The following is a 17847-nucleotide window of genomic DNA, read 5'->3' as shown; positions in this document are numbered from 1 at the left end:
TACGACGATCCGCCTCCGGACGAGCCCTGTCGATTACCTCTCGGGTAGTTGCCGCGCCGCGCTCCGCCCGGCAGCCTGGGGGCATGACAACGGCCCAGCTGAGCGTCGGAGACCTGCTTCGCGACTGGCGCGAACGACGCCGACGCTCGCAGCTCGAGGTGGCGATCGCGGCCGATGTGTCGGCTCGCCATCTCAGCTTCATCGAGACGGGCCGTTCGGGCCCGAGCCGGACGATGATCGAGCGACTCTGCGAAGAGCTCGAGGTGCCGCTGCGCGAGCGCAACCGGCTCTATCTCGCCGCGGGGTTCGCGCCCGTCTACCAGGAGCGACCGCTCGACGACCTCGGTGTCGCCAGGTCCGTCGTCCAGGCAGTCCTCACCGGACATGAGCCCTATCCGGCCTGTGCTGTCGACGTCCGCTGGGACGTGGTCGCGACCAACCGGTCCATGGAGCGCTTCTTGGCGCCGCTGCCCGCCGCGTTGCGGCAGCCACGGCTCAACATGCTGAGAGCGACGTTGCACCCCGACGGTCTCGCTTCACAGATCCGCAACTACGCCCAGTGGCGAGCCCACGTCGTACGCCGCGTCCGTCGTCAGCTCGACCGGACCGCCGCCGCGGGGCTGACAGACCTTCTCGCTGAGCTGGAGGGCTACCCGGTTCCGGCCGGCTCCGAAGAGGAGGCGCAGGTCGTCGCGGCGACGGACCACACGTTGCCGGTGTTGCCGTTGCTGCTGCGTACGAGCCTCGGCGATCTGTCCTTCCTCTACGTCCTCTCCGTGATCGGCGCGCCTCAGGACGTGACGGTCGACGAGATCGCGGTGGAGGCGATGTTCCCGGCAGACGACGCGACCCGGGAGGCTCTGCTCGCCATCAGCCACGACTGAGTGCGCCGCTGATGCGGGCGGGCCGCGTGTGCGCGGATAACCTTGAGGCGATGAGTGTCAAGGCCCAGCAGTACGCCGCGGAGGTGCTGCGGCGTGAGCAGATCACGCCCCACCTCGTACGTCTGGTGCTCGGGGGTCCCGGGCTGGCCGGGTTCACCTCCACCGGCATCCCCGACGAATGGGTCGGGCTGATCGTGCCGGGGCAGTTCCAGATGCGCTACTACACCGTGCGGTCGTGGGAGGGTGGCGAGCTCACCGTCGACGTCGTCGTCCACGACGTCGGGCTGGTGACCGAGTGGGCCACCCGCACCGACCCGGTGGGGCAGACCGTCACGCTGACCGAGCCCAAGGGCTCCTACGCCGCGCCCGACGGGGCGCAGTGGCTGCTCTTGGTCGGTGACCTGACCGCGATGCCGGCGATGGCGCGCATCGCCGAGACCACCACGCTGCCGACGCGGATCTGGGCGGAGACCGCCGATGACCTGCCCGGCTACCTCCCCGGTCACGTCGAGGTCACCTGGTCGAAACCGCCGTCGGAGACCTCCTCCGACCTGGCGGCGGCCGTGGAGAAGATCGAGTGGCCCGAGGGCGAGGGCTACTTCTGGATGGCCGGTGAGTCGAGCCAGATGCGAGCGATCCGCAAGCATCTGATGCGCGAGCGGAAGCTCGATTCCCATGCTTACGACGTGATGGGCTACTGGCGCGGTGGCGGCTTGATGCGGCAGCCACGCGCGGTCGACCCAGGACCGGTGTGGCGTGAGGGCAAGGCCCAGGGGCTCACCGACGAGCAGATCTGGCAGCGATACGACGAGCAACAGGAGCAACAGTGACCGAGCCAAGCCCGGCGCCGCCAGCACAAGAATTCCGGAGCGGCTTCGTGTCGTTCGTCGGCCGTCCCAACGCGGGCAAGTCGACCCTGACCAACGCGATGGTCGGCACCAAGGTGGCGATCACCTCCGACAAGCCACAGACGACCCGCACCGTGGTCAAAGGCATCGTCCACCGGTCGGACGGCCAGCTGATCCTGGTCGACACCCCCGGCATCCACCGGCCTCGTACGCTGCTCGGCGAGCGGCTCAACGACCTGGTCGAAGCGACCTGGACCGAGGTCGACGTGGTCGCGATCTGCTTCCCGTGCAACGAGAAGATCGGTCCCGGGGACCGCCGGATCGCCGAGAACGCGAACAAGCTCAAGAAGGGCATCAAGCGGGTCGCGGTCGCGACCAAGACCGACCTCGCCACGCCCGAGCAGATCGGCGAGCACCTGATGTCGATCCAGACCCTCGGCGCCGATCTCGGCATCGAGTGGGCCGAGATCGTCCCGGTCTCGAGCGTCAACGGCGACCAGGTCGAGCTCCTCGCCGACCTGCTGATCAAGCTCCTCCCCGAGGGCCCGCCGCTCTACCCCGACGGCGAGCTCACCGACTCTCCGGAGGAGATGATCATCGCCGAGCTGATCCGCGAGGCAGCCCTCGAAGGCGTACGCGATGAGCTTCCGCACTCCATCGCCGTCGTCGTCGAGGAGATGCGCCTGCGTGAGGACCGCCCGGAGGACAAGCCGCTGATGGACATCCACGCCTTCCTCTACATCGAGCGCGACTCCCAGAAGGGCATCGTGATCGGCCACAAGGGCTCACGGCTCAAGGACGTCGGGCAGCGTGCGCGCCTGCAGATCAAGGAGCTGCTCGGCATGCCGGTCTACCTCGACCTGCACGTCAAGATCGCCAAGGACTGGCAGCGGGATCCTCGCCAGCTGCGCAAGCTCGGGTTCTGAACCTATGCCGAGCCGGTCAAGATGCGCAGACTCGGCTCGTTGATCACAACCACGCCGCTTCCGCATCCGTCTCAGACGTCATCGCGCCTTGCGTCGGGCTTGCGCCGACGCGGCGCAAAGGCACCTCCCCCGCTTCGCTCCTCCGATGCACTTGCGCCGAGTCGGCGCCGTACCGGCCTTCGGCCCGGGGCTTCGCCCCGGGTCCTCAGGCCGGGGCCCAGCAGATCCCGTACGACTGCCCGCCCTGCCACTGCTTGGCGCTGGGGAACTCCCAGGACCACTCGTACTTGAGCGGGTCGTCGGCGACCTCGGCGGCAGCGGTCTTGCAGTCCTCGGCGCCGGCCTTGTTGACCCTCGCCTCGCCGGGGTACTTCCCGGAGCCGAGGTCGATGACCGACAGCGCCCGCCAGGAGTGCTTGAGGGAGCACGGCACGCGCTTGAAGGCGTCGGACTTCGGCGAGGCCGTGCCGCACATCCGGAACGGCTCGGCGGTCCGCGAGCTGCCCAGGACGCCCTTCATGTTGCCCTTGAGCGTCATCAGCGCCTCGGGGCCCGCGATGCCGATGACGTCGCAACGGAACCAGTTGGCGCCGGCCTCGGACTCCTTGATCGTCGGGGTGAACCAGACCGGGCGAAGCATCGAGAGCCGCAGGTCGTCGGCGTTGCCGCCGAGATACTTGGTGACCTTGTTGGGGCACGCGGCCGCGACCTGGGCCGCGACCTGCTCCGAGTCGACCGCGACGAGGTGGCCGTCGACGACGTTCCTCAGCCGGCCCACGGCGTAGGTCTGGGTGGTGTGCTTGCCCTTGCAGGTCACGGCGGTGCCGCCGGCGGTGGGGGCGAGCGCCTCCTCGTAGCTGAGGTTGTAGCAGGCGCCCTCCTTGGGCGCTGGCGCCGGCGAGGCGGAGGCGGAGGGGGGAGTCGACGAGGGAGAGGGAGCCGCCTCCGGCTCACCTCCACCACAACCGGCAAGAGCCATCGCTCCGGCGACGACGAGAGCTCCCCACAGAACTGGCCGCTTCGGGCTCCGCCTCAGCTCGTTGTGTCGCATGCTCACTCCTCGGTCACTGCCCAGCAGATCGCCCAGCGGTTGCCGGCTTTCCACTCCTTCTCTCCAAACCATGTGTACCCGTAGTCGAAGCTTTCCGGGTAACCCAACGAGGCCTTGACCGAGCCCTTGCAGTACTGCGCGGCCTTCTTCTTGGACTCCGCGACACCAGGGAACGGGGTCTTCGCCTCGCCCAGCTTGATGGTCGTCACCGCCCGCATCTGGTGCGGCTCGGAGCAGGGCACCTTGGCGGACGCGACGCTCTTGCCCTCGGCACACACCATCCAGCGGTCCTCGATGTCCTCGATGTTCTTGACCTTGAGGAGGTTGCGAGTGGTGGTCGGCAGGTCGACGTACTCGGCGCCCTGCTGCCCGCCGCCGACCACGTCGCAGCGGATCCAGCGGGCCCCCTCGTCCCAGGCCTTCTTCGACGGGCCGAAGTAGACGTGGGAGAGCATCGAGCGCATCAGCAGGCTCTGGTCGGAGCCGACGTACCTCTCCAGCAGCTTGCGGCACTGGCTGAAGGCCCACTCGTTGACCTTCTCGTCGCCGTACGCGGCGTCCTTGAACTCGTCCGGGAGCGGTCCGGCCCCGAACGTCTCGGCGTTGTGCGGCTCGTCGCAGGGCACGTACTCGTCGAAGTTGTAGGCCGCGGCGACATCCTCGTGAGTGAGGTTGCGGCACTTGCCGACCTCGGGCACCGCCGTCGAGTCGACCTGCTTCGGGTCCTCGCCCTCGGCAGCCGCCCGGTCGCCGCCGCACCCGCTGAGCGCGAGGGCAGCGAGCACCACGATCAGGAGGGACAGAGACGTCGTACGTCTGGGGGTATGGCCGATCACGGAGATCGACTCTACTTGCGAAGCCATGAGCGGGCCGAAAGGACAGATCAGTCGAGGAGAGCGGCCAGCGTCGCACCCAGCTCGTACGCCGCCTCGACATGCGCGTCCTCGACGTCTCCCATGACGTCGAGGATGTCGTAGGCCTGGGTCCATCCCAGCGCGCCGACGATGGACTGCACCGAGCGGATCGCGCCCGTGGTGTCGTAGCGGCCGTGGACGTAGAGGCCGTAGGGGCGTTTGGTGGTGGCGCCAGCAGAATCGCCTGCGCCGCCGGACGGGTCGAGCGCGCCACCGACCGCGAGGAACGTCGAGTCGAAGAAGTGCTTCAGGGCGCCGGACATGTAGCCGAAGTTGGCGCTCGTGCCGAGCACGTAGCCGTCGGCGGCCAGGACATCGTCGGCCGTCGCCTCCAGCGCGGGGCGTACGACGACCTCGACGCCTTGGATCTCCGGGTCCTCGGCGCCGGAGACCACCGCATCGGTCAGTCGCCGCAACGAGCGAGTGGGGGAGTGGTGGACGACGAGCAGGCGCGGCATCAGCCGGCGACCAAGCGGCGGCCGGTGACCTCCTTGGGGCGCAGTCGCACCCACAACGGACGCTGGCCGGCCGGCCAGGCTTGGAGGTGCTTGACGGTCTCCGGGATCTGGTCCTCGTGGTAGAGGATCTCCGCGTGACCCTTGAACTGCACCGACCAGCCCACGTGGGTGTCGGGGTCGAGGTCGTCGACCAGCAGCGCGACGGCGCTCTCGTCGATCTGCTCCGCCATCGAGGAATGGGCCGAGGTGCGGATCCAGACGGCTCTCTCGTGCACGACATGGTTGACCGGCAGCACCACCGGGCCGCGCGGCCCGTTCCAGCCGATCCGGGAGATCTGGGTGTCCGCCGCGAGCCGCCAGGACTCCTCGACAGTGAGCTCTTCCAGTTGGGCCACGCCCGTTCCTACCCTTCGTCATCACTTCTGTGTGTCTCAGTGTTGAGGATCAATCGTCTGCCCGGCCAGTCTGCCAGTTCTGTTCTGTTATTGTTACCGACATCATGATGCGCAGCCTCCTCCTTAGCTGCCGCAGCGGGGTCTACAGAGTTTGATTCTGGGCCGGGACTCCCTCGCTGCGGAGGTTCGACGTGCGCCGGCACTCGCTCCCATCTGATGAGGATTCCGCATGACCAACCTGAGCAACTCCAGCAATCAGCAGAAGCCGTCGGGGATGCCGCACCAGCGCTATCGCGCGTTCGTGCCCGTCGACGTCCCCGACCGCACCTGGCCAGCCAAGAAGATCACCAAGGCTCCGCGGTGGCTCTCCACCGACCTGCGTGACGGCAACCAGGCCCTGATCGACCCGATGACGCCGGCGCGCAAGCTGCGGATGTTCGAGCTGCTGGTCGCGATGGGCTACAAGGAGATCGAGGTCGGGTTCCCGAGCGCGAGCCAGACCGACTTCGACTTCGTGCGCAAGCTGATCGAGGACGATCGGATCCCCGACGACGTACAGATCTCGGTCCTGACCCAGGCGCGCGAGGACCTCATCTCGCGCACCGCCGAGTCGATCGCCGGAGCCCCGCGCGCCACGATCCACCTCTACAACGCCACCGCCGAGCTGTTCCGCCGGGTCGTCTTCAACGTGACCCCGGCCGAGTGCATCGGGATCGCGGTGCGCGGCACCGAGATGGTGATGAAGTACGCCGAGGAGCACGTCCCCGAGCTGATCGGCACCGAGGACTTCGGCTATCAGTACAGCCCCGAGATCTTCACCCAGACCGACACCGACTACGCGCTCGAGGTCTGCGAGCGGGTCTCGGACGTGTGGCAGCCGGAGGCCGGCCGGGAGATCATCCTCAACCTGCCCGCCACCGTGGAGATGTCCACGCCGAACACCTACGCCGACCAGATCGAATACTTCGGCCGCGGCCTGACCCGCCGCGAGCACTCCGCGATCAGCCTGCACCCCCACAACGACCGCGGCACCGCGATCGCGGCCACCGAGCTCGGCCTGATGGCCGGCGCCGACCGGGTCGAGGGCTGCCTGTTCGGTCACGGCGAGCGCACCGGCAACGTCGACCTGGTCACCCTGGGCATGAACCTCTTCTCCCAGGGGATCGACCCGCAGATCGACTTCACCGTGGGTGGGGGCATCGACGAGATCCGCCGCACCGTCGAGTACGTCACCAACATCAACGTCCACCCGCGCCACCCCTACGCCGGCGACCTGGTCTACACCGCCTTCTCCGGCTCCCACCAGGACGCCATCAAGAAGGGCCTGGAGGACCTCGACCGGATCGCCGCCGCGGCCGGCAAGCCGACCAGCGAGATCCCGTGGGAGGCGCCCTACCTGCCCATCGACCCCAAGGACGTCGGCCGCACCTACGAGGCCGTCATCCGGGTCAACAGCCAGTCCGGCAAGGGCGGCGTGGCCTACCTGCTCAAGACCGAGCACTCGCTGGACCTGCCGCGTCGCGCGCAGATCGAGTTCAGCCGAGTCGTCCAGCAGCACACCGACTCCGAGGGCGGCGAGGTCGCGCCGGCCGAGATCTGGTCGATCTTCGCCAAGGAGTACCTGGAGCGCGAGGAGCCGTACGCCCTGGAGAGCTGGTCCTCGGTGACCGACGCAGAGGGTGGCGACGAGCAGATCGTCGACCTGCGGGTCCGCGGCGAGGCGCGCACCTACAAGGGTGTCGGCAACGGCCCGGTGGCCGCCTTCGTGGACGCGCTCAAGGAGGCCGGCGCCGAGATCCGGGTCCTCGACTACGCCGAGCACGCTCTCTCGGCCGGCGGCGACGCGGCCGCGGCTGCGTACGTCGAGTGCGAGATCGCCGGTGAGATCGTGTGGGGCATCGGCATCCACGAGAACATCGTCACGGCAAGCCTGAGGGCAGTGGTCTGCGCAGCCAACCGCGCCCAGGCGGTCACGATCCCGCGCGGCTGAGAGTTCCCGGTGTGCTGCCAGGAGTGCGCTCTGGCGCACTCTTGGCAGCACACCGCCTAAGGCCGATTGATAGGCCTGCGCCTACTACCGCGGTGCCTAGCCACACCATCGGGCTCGGCATGGCTCCGTGGAGAGGTATGCCTAGGGCTGCGGCGGACACCGGGACGACCCCGGTCAGCAGGCCGGCGCGCCCGGAGCCGAGGCGCCGCACCGCGGTGAACCAGAGCAGGAACGCGATCGTGGTGACGACCACGGCCAGATAGAGCGCGGCCAGCAGGTCGACGGTGCCGAGCGTGGTCACGGCGGTCGGGCCCTCGGTCGCGACGCCCACGACGGCCATGCCGGCGGTCGCCATCCACACCGAGTGGAACGAGACGCCGAAGGCACCGAGGCGGGGGAGGACGGGCATCGCCAGGAGCGTGAAGCCCGCCTCGCAGACCAGCACCAGGAGGGCGTAGCCGACCCCGGCCGCGTCGGTCCTCCCGAAGCCCTCGACCAGGACGGCTCCCGCCGTCACTATCAGGGCTCCGATGATCACGGGGCGAGCCGGCAGGGTGCGGGTCGCGATGGCCGGGACGACCGCGAGCAGCATCGGGACCGCGGCGACGGCCACGCCGATCACCGCCGGCTCCGCATGGGCGACGCCGCGGACGACGCCGACGTTGAAGAGCACGAGACCGGCGGTCGCGACGCCGGCCAGCCACAGCCACTCGCGCCCACGCGGCCTCGGCACCCGCCAGCCGGTGAGGCGCGCGACCCCGAGCAGGAGCAGCGCGGCGAGGGCGTACCGGACTGTCTGCAGGGTGAAGAGCGGGGCGTCGGTGATCGCGGTCGAGACCGCGACGCTGCTGCCGACGCAGACCATCCCCGCCGCGGCGAACACGATGCCGAGATACGTGCCGCCACGGCGGGAGGGCTCGCCGGGACCGTCGGTGGCGGGGCGGGGAAGGACTTCGGTGCTCATGCCTTCGAGGTTCGCCGGATCTTGGTCTGACTGACAGATCCAAATCAGGCATGCCAGAGTGGACCAAGTGACCGGCGCGGATTTCCTCCAGCTCGACCCGGCCGGGGTGCCGCCCGGCGGTCTCGCGACCTGGCTCACCGGCTCCCTGCGGGAGGCGGTTACCGACGGCCGCCTCCCGGTCGGCGCCCGTCTGCCGGCGTCGCGCACTCTCGCCACCCAGCTCGGCGTCTCCCGCGGTGTGGTCGTGGAGGCGTACCAGCGGCTCACCGACGAGGGGCTGCTCTCGGCCCGCAGCGGTGGCGGCACGCGGGTGAGCGCGGCCCCCGAAGCCGTACGCCGCCCCGGTGCTGCCACCCGGCTGCCGACTCCCGACCTGGACCTCTCCCCGGGAGTGCCGGATCTCTCGGCGTTCCCGCGGGCCGCCTGGGCCAGGGCTTCGCGTGAGGTGCTCGCCGAGATCGGCAGCGCCGACCTCGGCTACGGCGACCCGCGGGGTGTGCCGGCGCTACGAGAGGCGCTCGCGGTCTGGCTGGGACGCACCCGCGGGATCACGGTCTCGCCCGACGAGATCTTGGTGGTCAACGGCGTCGCCCAGGGCCTCGTGCTCCTGGCCCGCTGGCTGGAGGAGCGCGGCAGGACCACGATCGGCTTCGAGGAGCCGGGCTCCTACGGCGTACGGGTGCACCTGCAGCGGTGGGGGATGACCACGGTCCCGGTGCCGGTGGACGCCGACGGCCTGGACGTGGCGGCGCTCGACGCCCGCGGGGTCGACGCCGTCGTGGCCACACCCGCCCACCAGTTCCCGACCGGCGTCGTGCTCTCCCCGCAGCGTCGACGGGAGCTGGTCGAGTGGGCCAGGGCGGTGCCGCACCGGCTGGTGATCGAGGACGACTACGACGCCGAGCACCGCTACGACAGGCCGCCGGTCTCAGCGGTGAAGGTGCTCGCGCCCGACCGGGTCGTCCATCTCGGCAGCGTGTCCAAGACCCTGGCGCCGGCGATGCGGATCGGCTGGCTGGTCGCCCCGCCCGACATGCAGGAGGAGCTCGTCGAGGCGCGCTACTGGCTCGACCTCGCCACCCCGGCACTGCCCCAGGTCACCTTGGCGCGGATGCTGACCTCGGGTGCGTTCGAGCGTCACCTGCGGCTGGTCCGGCTCCGGCACCGGGCGAGGCGGGACGCTCTGCTCGAGGCGCTCGCCGAGCATCTCCCCGCCGCTCGGGTCCATGGCGTCGCGGCCGGGCTGCACGTGCTGGCGACGCTTCCCGACGGGATCGACGACACCGCCGTCGCCGCGGCGGCGCTCGAGGCCGGCATCGCCGTCCATCCGCTGGCCCGGCACCGTCAGGACGACGGCCCGCCCGGCCTGGTGATCGGGTACGCCGCGACGACCCCTGACCGCCTCCGCGAGGCGGTCAGGAGGTTGGCGCCGCTGATCCGTTAGAGGTCACCTAGGAGTCGACGTCGTACTTCGCGCACAGGCCCAGGCGGCTGCCGGCGATCCAGGCCGTCCTGAACGGTGGCTTGAACATCGTCGCCTCGGACGGGCAGCCGCCGAGCCCCTGGATGTTGGTCTCGCTCTGGTCGGGGTAGGCGTCGCCTGTCATCTCGAAGGTGTCGACGACGATGTAGTCGTGAGTGGTCCCGCACCGGACGACCTTGTCGATGGTGCTGTCGATGCAGGCCCGCAGGTCGGCCGGGAACGGGTTGGGGACCGGATCCTCGGGCAGCTCGATCAGCGGAGCCTTCTGGACCGTGACCCCGACGTCGCACCTGACGTAGCGGTCGCCGTCGTTCCAGGTGGCCTCCGAGGGCCAGTACCAGCTCACGATGTAGGCGGTGCGCGCGAGCGCCTCGGGGTGCAGCCCGAGACCGGTCTCCAAGCGGGTGAAGCAGGCGGCCCCGGCGGCCTCGTTGTCGTTGTAGGCCTTCACGTCGGTGGCGACGTGGAAGGTGTAGAGGGTGTGGGGCTCGGTGCAGTCCACCGGCTCCGTCTCGTCGACGAACTCGTTGGCCGCGGCATAGTCGAGGTTGCGGCACTCGCCGACCTCGGGACCGCCACCGCCCCTGTTGGCGACGACGTAGGCCAGCCCGGCGACGAGCCCGATGACCACCACCGCGGCGGCTACGCCGCCCACGAGTCTGATGCGCTTCCGCTTCGCTCGGTGCGGCGTGCCGATGCCGGGCGGCACCATCGTGGGCTGCTCGAAGGGCGACCCGGTCGGAGCACCGCTGGGCGGCCCGACCGGTGGCGGCCCGCTGGGCGGGCCGACGGGCGGAGCGGGGGCCGCCGCCCTCTGCCACGGCGAGGTCGAGGACGGCGGCGGAGGTGCGGGATGAGCCTGCGGGGCAGAGGTGACCCGGGTGCCCTTGACCGCGCCGCGGAGCGCCTCGGCGAACGAGCGTGCGTCGGGCCAGCGGTCTTCGGCACGGGGCTCCAGCGCCCGGGCGATCGCCTGGCTGATCGAGGCCGGGAGGGGGCGTACGGAACCGGCCTCGGGCACCCGCGAGGTGAGGCCGAGGGCGGGGGCGGGGGAGCGGCCGACGAGCAGGGCCCAGGCGACCGCGCCGAGAGCCCGCACGTCGGCGCGGTGGTCGATCGGCAGCTCCGGGTCGAGCTGCTCGGGGGCCATGTAGGACGGGGTGCCGATGTCGCGGGTGACCTCGTTGAGCGAGTCGAGCGAGCGGGCCACCCCGAGGTCGGCGATCATCGTCCGGCGAGCGCCCGCGGTGCCGCTGGAGGTCTCGGAGGCGAGCAGCAGGTTGGCGGGCTTGATGTCGCGGTGGATCACGCCGCGGGCCTTCAGCGCCATCAGCCCGTCGGCGGCCTGCGCGACGATGTCGGCGACCTCGTGCACGTCCAGGCCGGCCGGCGAGCGTTTGAGCAGGTCGGCGACCGAGCCGCCGTCGGCGTACGACATCACGAAGAAGGGGATGCCGGTGCTCGTCTGGCCGATGTCATAGACACGCACGACGTGAGGCGAGTCGACCGAGCGGAGCAGCCGCGCCTCCTGGAGGAAGCGCTTGTGGATCTCCGGGTTCGACACCCAGCCGGGGGAGAGCGCCTTGACCGCGACGTGGGAGTCGAGCTCGGGGTCGTAGTAGAGCCATACGGAGGCGAACGCGCCGGCGCCGATGTGGCGGATCTGCTGCAGCCGCCCGAGATTGGTCGGGAAGGTCGCGCTCATGCCCGAATCATGCCCTGAACCGGACCCGGCGGACTGCGATGACACCTACTTCGGCCGGTTTCGAAAAGAAATCGAGACCTACTTGCCGAACCGCTCCTGATCGCGCCTGACCGCGGCGTGCTCGGCGGAGCCGATGTTCTCCCGCAGCTCCTTGGCCGACTCGCGGATGGCGTCGGAGATGATCTCATGGACCCGCGGGTCGGCCAGGCCCTCGTCGACCAGACGCAGCACGGTGTCGGCCACGAGCCGGACGACGTCGTCGTGGAAGGGGAGATACCTCAGCTTCCCGGCTGCCTGGTCCTGACGGATCAGGTCGATGATGAGAGTGTCGATCTCAGCCCGGTTCTCCTCGATCGCGCTGGAGATGTGCCGGGTGTAGTTGCCGGTCTGGATCACCGCGATCACCTCGTCGAGCACCGCGACTGTGATCGGCTTGCGGATCGCGTTGACGATCGCCCCGGAGAACCTCCCCACGACGTACGCCGAGACCCGGTCCCCGAAGGCACGGTCGGCTGCACGCATCAGTCGGAACACGATGAGGAAGATCCGGAGCAGTCGCAGGCTACGGAAGGCCGGGCTGGCGGCGACTCCGAGCGGGATCATGCCGAGCAGCTCATACCAATAGAGCAGCGGGAACTTCCAGCCGAGTCCCGAGCGGGTCCAGCGCCAGACGAACTCGGCGGCGAAGATTCCGCAGACGATGTAGTCGGCGAAGACGACCCGGTCGTACCAGACCTGCGACACCTCCCAGAACGACACCCACACCACCGCCGCGACCGAGACGATCGCCAGCACCAGCATCAGCCAGTCGACGATCGTCACCGGCGGTGCGGACGGGCGACCGGGCCTACGGGTGTCGGTTGTGCTCATGCCGGGCACTTTAGGAGACGCGTACGGCAGGGGCGATCACCCACACGCGTCGTTGCCATCATGTGGCTGCGACGAGAGGTCGGCAGCGTGGTCACTGGTCGCAGGTGACCTTGCCGTCCGGGACCGTGCGAAACGACATCACCTTGCCCAGGAACGGGGTGTAGGAGAAGTGGGGTTCATCTCCGATGAGCTCGCCATCGACCTTGTCGATGCGACGGATCTGCCCGTAACAGTCGCACTCCACGGAGATGTCGTCCTTCTCGGTCAGAATCCGCTCGAACTCGAACCGGGTCAACGAGTGCTCGGCGTCAGCGAACTCGGCAAGCTCGGGGTCATCGGTCTCGATGATCTTGACCAGGCCGCCCTGATTGATCGCGCTGTTCTGCTCGGCATGGAGGGCGGTGCCGAGCAGCGTGGCTGCGCAACCGTCATCGGGTCGAAGAAGCCGGTGTTCGCCTTCGCGATCCCCGACCAGAGGTAAACGATCACCAAGGCCCCGCGGGCCGGACCCGCGAAGGCTTCGTACGTCGCCGAGCGGATGCTGACGTCGGCTCGACCGCGTCTGCGCCGCATCCACGCGATGGCCAATGCGCCGAGCAGCATCAGATTGATGCAGTCCTCGAGCAGATGATGATTGACCTGATAGGGCAGGTGTGCCCAGGAATAGGCCAGGTTGAGCACGAGCATCGTCGCGAGCGCCAGCGTGCGGTTGGGAAGGACGATCGCCGCGAGCGTTGCCACCAGAAGCAGATCGAACAGGGCGTCGTGGGGAAAGTACTCATAGGTGAGGAGCTGGATCAGACCCTGTCCTGCCCAGAGCATGGTGAACAGGCTGAGCTGGTCAAAGGTCAGCGTTCGCATCCGTACGTCGGCCACGGCGAAGGTGGACCGAGGGCTGAACCTCGTCATGGGCGGCATTATCATCTGGTTTCTCGCCGACGCGGACCGGGCGGCACCCGACGGCCAGGCCAGTGCTGCAGAATGGGACCGTGCCCCTCTACCGCGACGAAGCCATCGTGCTTCGCACCCACAAGCTTGGTGAGGCCGATCGGATCATCACCATGCTCACCCGCGACCACGGACGGGTGCGTGCGGTGGCGAAGGGGGTGCGGCGTACGACCTCGAGATGGGGTTCGCGGCTGGAGCCGTTCACCCACGTCGATCTGCAGTTCGCCGAGGGGCGGACGCTGGACACGATCACCCAGGCCGAGACGCTGACCCTGTTCCATGCCGGGATCGGGCTGGACTACGACCGCTACACCGCCGGCACCGCGATGCTCGAGACCGCCGACCGGCTGGTGCACGAGGAGGGCGAGCCGGCGCCGCAGCAGTATCTGCTGCTCGTCGGCGGGCTGCGGGTGCTCGCGCAGGGCGACCGGCTTCCTCGGCACGTGCTCGACTCCTACCTCCTCCGCTCGCTGGCCGTCGCCGGCTACGCACCGAGCTTCGAGGCCTGTGCGCGGTGCGGGCTGGTGGGCCCGCACCGGTGGTTCAACGTGTCCATGGGCGGCGCGCTGTGCACGACCTGCCGGGTGCCGGGCTCGGCGACGCCTTCGCCCGAGACGCTGACCCACCTCGGTGCGCTGCTCTCCGGCGACTGGGATACCGTCGGCGGCGCCGAGGACCGGACCAGCAGGCAGGCGAGCGGGTTGGTCGCTGCGTACCTCTCCTGGCATCTGGACCGCAACCTGCGCTCGCTGGAATACGTCGAGAGCTGAGGAACGATGGCCCACTCCCACGGCCACTCCCATGGCGGGCACGACGCCGAGGTGGAGGTCGAGGCGCTGCCGCGGATGGTGCTGACCGTCTCGCTGGTGCTCGTCGCCGTCGTCACCGTCGTCGGCTTGGTGCTCTGGTGGCCGGACCGTGCCGCCGTCGAGAAGCTCCAGGGGTCGCAGGAGTTCGTCGCCGACGGCGTGATCTTCGAGACCGCCGAGGTGACCTCGGTCGCCGAGCCGTGCACCGGCGAGGGACAGGCTGAGGGGCGGGCGAAGGGCTGCAACACCGCCTCGGCGAGGCTCACCAGCGGTCCTGACACCGGGACCGAGGTGGCGGTGGAGATCTCGACACCGATGGCCACCTCCGGCCTGGAGGCCGGCGACGAGGTCGAGCTCTCCCGCACCGAGCGGGAGGGGGAGGCGAGGTACGCCTTCTTCGACGTCAAGCGCGGTCCGCCGCTGGCGCTGCTGGTCGGCCTCTTCGTGGTCTGTGTCGTCGCGGTCGCCCGGCTGCGTGGACTGATGGCTGTGCTCGGCCTGGGGTTCGCGGGTGCGGTGGTGTGGCTGTTCCTGCTGCCCGGGCTGCTCTCCGGCGAGCCCGCGGCCGGGGTCGCGCTGGTCTCCTCGATGCTGATCCTCTACGTGGTGCTCTACACGACCCACGGACTGTCCGTGCGGACGTCGGTGGCGCTCGCCGGCACGCTGGCCGGGGTCGCGGTGACCGCGCTGATCGGCACCATCGCGATCGGCGGGAGCCGGCTCAGCGGGCTGGGCTCGGAGAGCGGTCAGACGCTCTCCTCGCTCGACGGCGATCTCGACCTGCAGAGTCTCCTGGTCGCCGCGGTGATCATCGCCGGCCTCGGCGCGCTCAACGACGTCACCATCACCCAGGCGTCCGCGGTGTGGGAGCTGCGCTCCGTCGGTCCGTCCACCTCGCGCTGGGACGTCTTCCGGGGCGCGATGCGGATCGGCCGCGACCACGTCGCCTCGACGATCTACACGATCGTGTTCGCCTACGTCGGTGCCGCGCTGACGCTGCTGCTGGTGATCCAGCTCTACGACCGTACGTTCTTCTCGCTGCTGACGACCGAGCAGATGGCCGGCGAGATCGTCGCCACGATGGCTGCGGGCATCGGGGTGGTGCTGGCGATGCCGATCACCACGATCATCGGCGCGCTGACCGTCCCCGGCCCGACCGGTCGCCCCGAGGAGATGGAGTACGACGCGCCCCGGCGACCGATGGTCCCGCCCCGGCCGCCGCATCAGGGCCAACAGCCGCCCGCCGGCTACCCGCCGACTAGGGTTGGGCCTCGTGAGCAAGCCGGTCCGTACCCCAACACCCCACCCGTCCGGGGCTACCCCGCCCCCGGTCCCCAAGGACCTCGTCCCGCACCACGTGGCGATCATCATGGACGGCAACGGCCGCTGGGCCAAGGAGCGTGGCCTCCCCCGGACCAAGGGCCACGAAGAGGGTGAGTCCTCGCTCTTCGACGTCGTTGAAGGCGCCATCGAGATCGGTGTGAAGGCCATCTCGGCCTACGCGTTCTCGACCGAGAACTGGTCGCGCTCGCCCGACGAGGTGAAGTTCCTGATGGGCTTCAACCGCGACGTCATCCGCCGCCGCCGCGACGAGATGAACGAGCTCGGCGTCCGGGTGCGTTGGGCCGGCCGTGCGCCGCGGCTGTGGAAGTCCGTCATCAACGAGCTCAAGATCGCCGAGGAGATGACGAAGGACAACACCGTCTGCACGCTGACGATGTGCGTCAACTACGGCGGCCGCGCCGAGCTCACCGACGCCGCGTCGCGGATCGCGAAGGATGTCGCAGCGGGTCGTCTGAACCCCGACAAGATCACCGACAAGGTCTTCCAGCGTTACCTCTACGTCCCTGAGCTCCCCGACGCCGACCTCGTCTGGCGCACCTCCGGCGAGCAGCGGCTCTCCAACTACATGCTCTGGCAGGCCGCCTACTCCGAGTTCGTCTTCACCGACGTGCTGTGGCCCGACGTCGACCGCCGCCACCTGTGGCATGCCATCGAGACGTACGCCTCCCGGGACCGCCGCTACGGCGGCGCCCTCCCCAACCCCGTGGCCTGAGGCTCCAACGCCGAGTCTGCAGAAGTGGCGTGCCGAATCTGTAGTTGTGGGCGACGAAAGTGTCGATTCGTCGCCCAGAGCTACAGATTCGGCACGCCAAAGGTGAGGACTCGGCGGGTCAGCGGCAGTCGGTGCATGTGCCGAAGATCTCCAGGGTGTGGGAGACCTCGGTGAAGCCGTTGTCCTCCGCCATGGTCCTGGTCCAGCGCTCGACGGCGGGGCCTTCGACCTCGACGGTGCGGCCGCAGCGACGGCAGACCAGGTGATGGTGGTGGGTGTCCGAGCAGCGCCGGTAGATGGTCTCGCCGTCCTCGGAGCGCATCGCGTCGACCGCGCCGGCCTCGGCCAGCGCGGTCAGCGTGCGATAGACCGTGGCCAGGCCGACGGCGCCGTCGAGGCGCGAATGGATCTCCTGGGCCGAGTGGAACCCGTCGTACGTCTTCAACGCCTCGGCCACGGCGAGCCGCTGCTTGGTGGGGCGCAGGCCGGAGGGGTCAGTCGCCAGAGGATCAGTCGCCAATGGATCAGTGCTCGTCATAGTGCTCTCCCTCCGCGCCGACGTGCGCCGCGTGCCGGTGGCCGTCGTGGATGTAGTCGACGTGGTCGCCGTGCTCGACCGCGACGTGACCGCACTTCTCGCCGTGGAGGTGCGGGTGTGCCTCGTCGACCGGCTTCTCCTCGGGCGAGGTCTCCGGGAACGGGGTCACGAGGGCTCGCCTGCGGCGCAGCCAGGCGCCGATCGGCCAGACCAGGAAGAACCCGGCGAGTGCGACCAGCACGATGCTGGGGCCGGGCTGGACGTTGGCGCCGGTGCGGGAGAGCGCGGCCGCCAACGCGAGGCCGCCCACCGAGGCGACCAGTCCGGCGCCCATCGCGCCGAGCAGCGTCATCCGGAACGACCGGGTCAGCTGCTGCACGATCGCGACCGGCACGACCATGAGAGCGGAGACGAGCAGCAGCCCGACGGTGCGCATCGCGATCACCACGCTCAGGGCGGCGAGCACGGCGACCAGGATCGAGTAGAACCGCACCGGAAGCCCGGCGACCTTGGCGTAGTCAGGATCCTGGGAGACGGCGAACAGCTGCGGCGAGAGCCCGACGCAGATCACGATCAGCACGACGGAGAGCGCCATCGTCACGAGCAGGTCGTCGACCGAGATCGTCAGGATCGAGCCGAAGAGGAACTCCTGGAGCCGGGAGGCGCCGGTGCCGGCGAGCCCGGTCACGAAGACGCCGCCGGCGAGCCCGCCGTAGAAGAGCATCGCCAGGGCGACGTCACCCTCAGCGTGGCCGCGCTCGCGCACGACCTCGATGACCACGGCGCCGGCGACGGCCACGACGACCGCAGCCCAGGTCGGCGAGGTCTGGGTCCACAGACCGATCGCGACGCCGGTGACCGCGACGTGACCGATGCCGTCACCCATCAGCGCGAGCCGTCGCTGCACGATGTAGGTGCCGACCGCGGGAGCCGCGATCCCGACGAGGAACGCCGCGATCAGGGCCCGCTGCATGAACGGCACCGAGAAGAGCTCGAGGAGAGTCATGC

At 69.5% G+C, this 17847-nt stretch carries 18 protein-coding genes and 1 pseudogene; 8 read left to right on the top strand and 11 right to left on the bottom strand.

The genetic code is table 11. The annotated features are described in order from the left end of the window. Positions 1 to 83: 83 nt before the first annotated feature. Genes ABZZ22_RS07295 through era form a run of 3 tightly spaced genes read left to right on the top strand, consistent with a single transcriptional unit; the run spans position 84 to position 2658 of the window. Positions 84 to 884, top strand: coding sequence for a helix-turn-helix transcriptional regulator (locus ABZZ22_RS07295; RefSeq protein ID WP_354928575.1), 801 nt, complete (start codon positions 84 to 86; stop codon positions 882 to 884). A gap of 50 nt (positions 885 to 934) precedes the next feature. Beyond that, positions 935 to 1714, top strand: a complete 780-nt coding sequence (locus ABZZ22_RS07290) for a siderophore-interacting protein (RefSeq protein WP_354928572.1) — start codon at positions 935 to 937, stop codon at positions 1712 to 1714. Further along, the gene (era, locus tag ABZZ22_RS07285; protein ID WP_354928569.1) at positions 1711 to 2658 is read left to right on the top strand and encodes a GTPase Era; all 948 of its coding nucleotides are present in this window, start codon (positions 1711 to 1713) and stop codon (positions 2656 to 2658) included. Before ABZZ22_RS07290 ends, era begins: the two co-directional genes overlap by 4 nt. A gap of 205 nt (positions 2659 to 2863) precedes the next feature. Here era and ABZZ22_RS07280 read toward each other — a convergent pair whose 3' ends face one another. Genes ABZZ22_RS07280 through ABZZ22_RS07265 form a run of 4 tightly spaced genes read right to left on the bottom strand, consistent with a single transcriptional unit; the run spans position 2864 to position 5476 of the window. Then, positions 2864 to 3709, bottom strand: a complete 846-nt coding sequence (locus ABZZ22_RS07280) for a septum formation family protein (protein WP_354928567.1) — start codon at positions 3707 to 3709, stop codon at positions 2864 to 2866. A gap of 2 nt (positions 3710 to 3711) precedes the next feature. Continuing rightward, the gene (locus tag ABZZ22_RS07275; RefSeq protein WP_354928563.1) at positions 3712 to 4545 is read right to left on the bottom strand and encodes a septum formation family protein; all 834 of its coding nucleotides are present in this window, start codon (positions 4543 to 4545) and stop codon (positions 3712 to 3714) included. Positions 4546 to 4592: 47 nt separating this feature from the next. Then, a complete protein-coding gene (locus ABZZ22_RS07270; RefSeq protein WP_354928561.1) occupies positions 4593 to 5081 on the bottom strand; it encodes a flavodoxin family protein in 489 nt (162 codons plus the stop codon). Next, positions 5081 to 5476, bottom strand: coding sequence for a pyridoxamine 5'-phosphate oxidase family protein (locus ABZZ22_RS07265; protein ID WP_354928558.1), 396 nt, complete (start codon positions 5474 to 5476; stop codon positions 5081 to 5083). Before ABZZ22_RS07265 ends, ABZZ22_RS07270 begins: the two co-directional genes overlap by 1 nt. Before the next feature lie 229 nt (positions 5477 to 5705). Between ABZZ22_RS07265 and leuA the strand changes: the two genes are divergently transcribed. Continuing rightward, positions 5706 to 7466 (top strand): 2-isopropylmalate synthase, encoded by a 1761-nt coding sequence (gene leuA / locus ABZZ22_RS07260; RefSeq protein ID WP_354928555.1) that lies wholly within the window; start codon positions 5706 to 5708, stop codon positions 7464 to 7466. On the opposite strand, the gene ABZZ22_RS07255 is transcribed toward leuA, so the two are convergent. Then, positions 7447 to 8430: a DMT family transporter gene (locus tag ABZZ22_RS07255; protein WP_354928552.1), complete on the bottom strand. Its 984-nt coding sequence runs from the start codon at positions 8428 to 8430 to the stop codon at positions 7447 to 7449. The two genes, leuA and ABZZ22_RS07255, sit on opposite strands and share 20 nt — an antisense overlap. A 67-nt stretch (positions 8431 to 8497) precedes the next feature. Here ABZZ22_RS07255 and ABZZ22_RS07250 point away from each other — a divergent pair, with 67 nt between their 5' ends. Then, entirely contained in the window at positions 8498 to 9874 is a 1377-nt protein-coding gene (locus ABZZ22_RS07250) for a PLP-dependent aminotransferase family protein (RefSeq protein WP_354928549.1), read from the top strand. A 7-nt stretch (positions 9875 to 9881) separates the two neighbouring features. On the opposite strand, the gene ABZZ22_RS07245 is transcribed toward ABZZ22_RS07250, so the two are convergent. The 4 genes from ABZZ22_RS07245 to ABZZ22_RS07230 all read right to left on the bottom strand — a co-directional run bounded on the left by ABZZ22_RS07245 (position 9882) and on the right by ABZZ22_RS07230 (position 13397). Further along, complete coding sequence (locus ABZZ22_RS07245; protein ID WP_354928546.1) at positions 9882 to 11618, bottom strand: protein kinase; 1737 nt, start codon at positions 11616 to 11618, stop codon at positions 9882 to 9884. A 78-nt stretch (positions 11619 to 11696) separates the two neighbouring features. Beyond that, positions 11697 to 12488 (bottom strand): ion transporter, encoded by a 792-nt coding sequence (locus ABZZ22_RS07240; protein ID WP_354928543.1) that lies wholly within the window; start codon positions 12486 to 12488, stop codon positions 11697 to 11699. Positions 12489 to 12579: 91 nt separating this feature from the next. Continuing rightward, on the bottom strand, positions 12580 to 12783 hold the full coding sequence (locus ABZZ22_RS07235) for a hypothetical protein (RefSeq protein ID WP_354928540.1): 204 nt from the start codon (positions 12781 to 12783) through the stop codon (positions 12580 to 12582). Next, positions 12780 to 13397, bottom strand: a complete 618-nt coding sequence (locus tag ABZZ22_RS07230) for a hypothetical protein (RefSeq protein ID WP_354928537.1) — start codon at positions 13395 to 13397, stop codon at positions 12780 to 12782. The genes ABZZ22_RS07235 and ABZZ22_RS07230 overlap by 4 nt, the downstream gene beginning before the upstream one ends. Positions 13398 to 13477: 80 nt before the next feature. On the opposite strand from ABZZ22_RS07230, the gene recO reads away from it, so the two are divergent. From recO to ABZZ22_RS07215, 3 genes and pseudogenes are all read left to right on the top strand, one after another. Continuing rightward, positions 13478 to 14206: a DNA repair protein RecO gene (gene recO, locus ABZZ22_RS07225; protein ID WP_354928534.1), complete on the top strand. Its 729-nt coding sequence runs from the start codon at positions 13478 to 13480 to the stop codon at positions 14204 to 14206. A gap of 6 nt (positions 14207 to 14212) precedes the next feature. Next, positions 14213 to 15370 (top strand): annotated as a pseudogene (locus tag ABZZ22_RS07220) (YibE/F family protein); the annotation flags it as partial. Positions 15371 to 15509: 139 nt separating this feature from the next. Further along, the gene (locus tag ABZZ22_RS07215; RefSeq protein WP_354928531.1) at positions 15510 to 16301 is read left to right on the top strand and encodes an isoprenyl transferase; all 792 of its coding nucleotides are present in this window, start codon (positions 15510 to 15512) and stop codon (positions 16299 to 16301) included. Between the two features lie 118 nt (positions 16302 to 16419). Here ABZZ22_RS07215 and ABZZ22_RS07210 read toward each other — a convergent pair whose 3' ends face one another. Both ABZZ22_RS07210 and ABZZ22_RS07205 read right to left on the bottom strand, forming a co-directional pair. Beyond that, positions 16420 to 16839 (bottom strand): Fur family transcriptional regulator, encoded by a 420-nt coding sequence (locus ABZZ22_RS07210; RefSeq protein ID WP_354928528.1) that lies wholly within the window; start codon positions 16837 to 16839, stop codon positions 16420 to 16422. Continuing rightward, positions 16826 to 17845, bottom strand: coding sequence for a metal ABC transporter permease (locus ABZZ22_RS07205; protein WP_354928525.1), 1020 nt, complete (start codon positions 17843 to 17845; stop codon positions 16826 to 16828). Before ABZZ22_RS07205 ends, ABZZ22_RS07210 begins: the two co-directional genes overlap by 14 nt. Between the last annotated feature and the right edge of the window lie 2 nt (positions 17846 to 17847).

The sequence above is a fragment of the Nocardioides sp. NPDC006273 genome (assembly GCF_040613495.1).
Classification (GTDB): Bacteria; Actinomycetota; Actinomycetes; order Propionibacteriales; family Nocardioidaceae; genus Nocardioides.
Note: the sequence above shows the minus strand (reverse complement) of the source record. Positions and strands in the feature narration are given on the sequence as shown.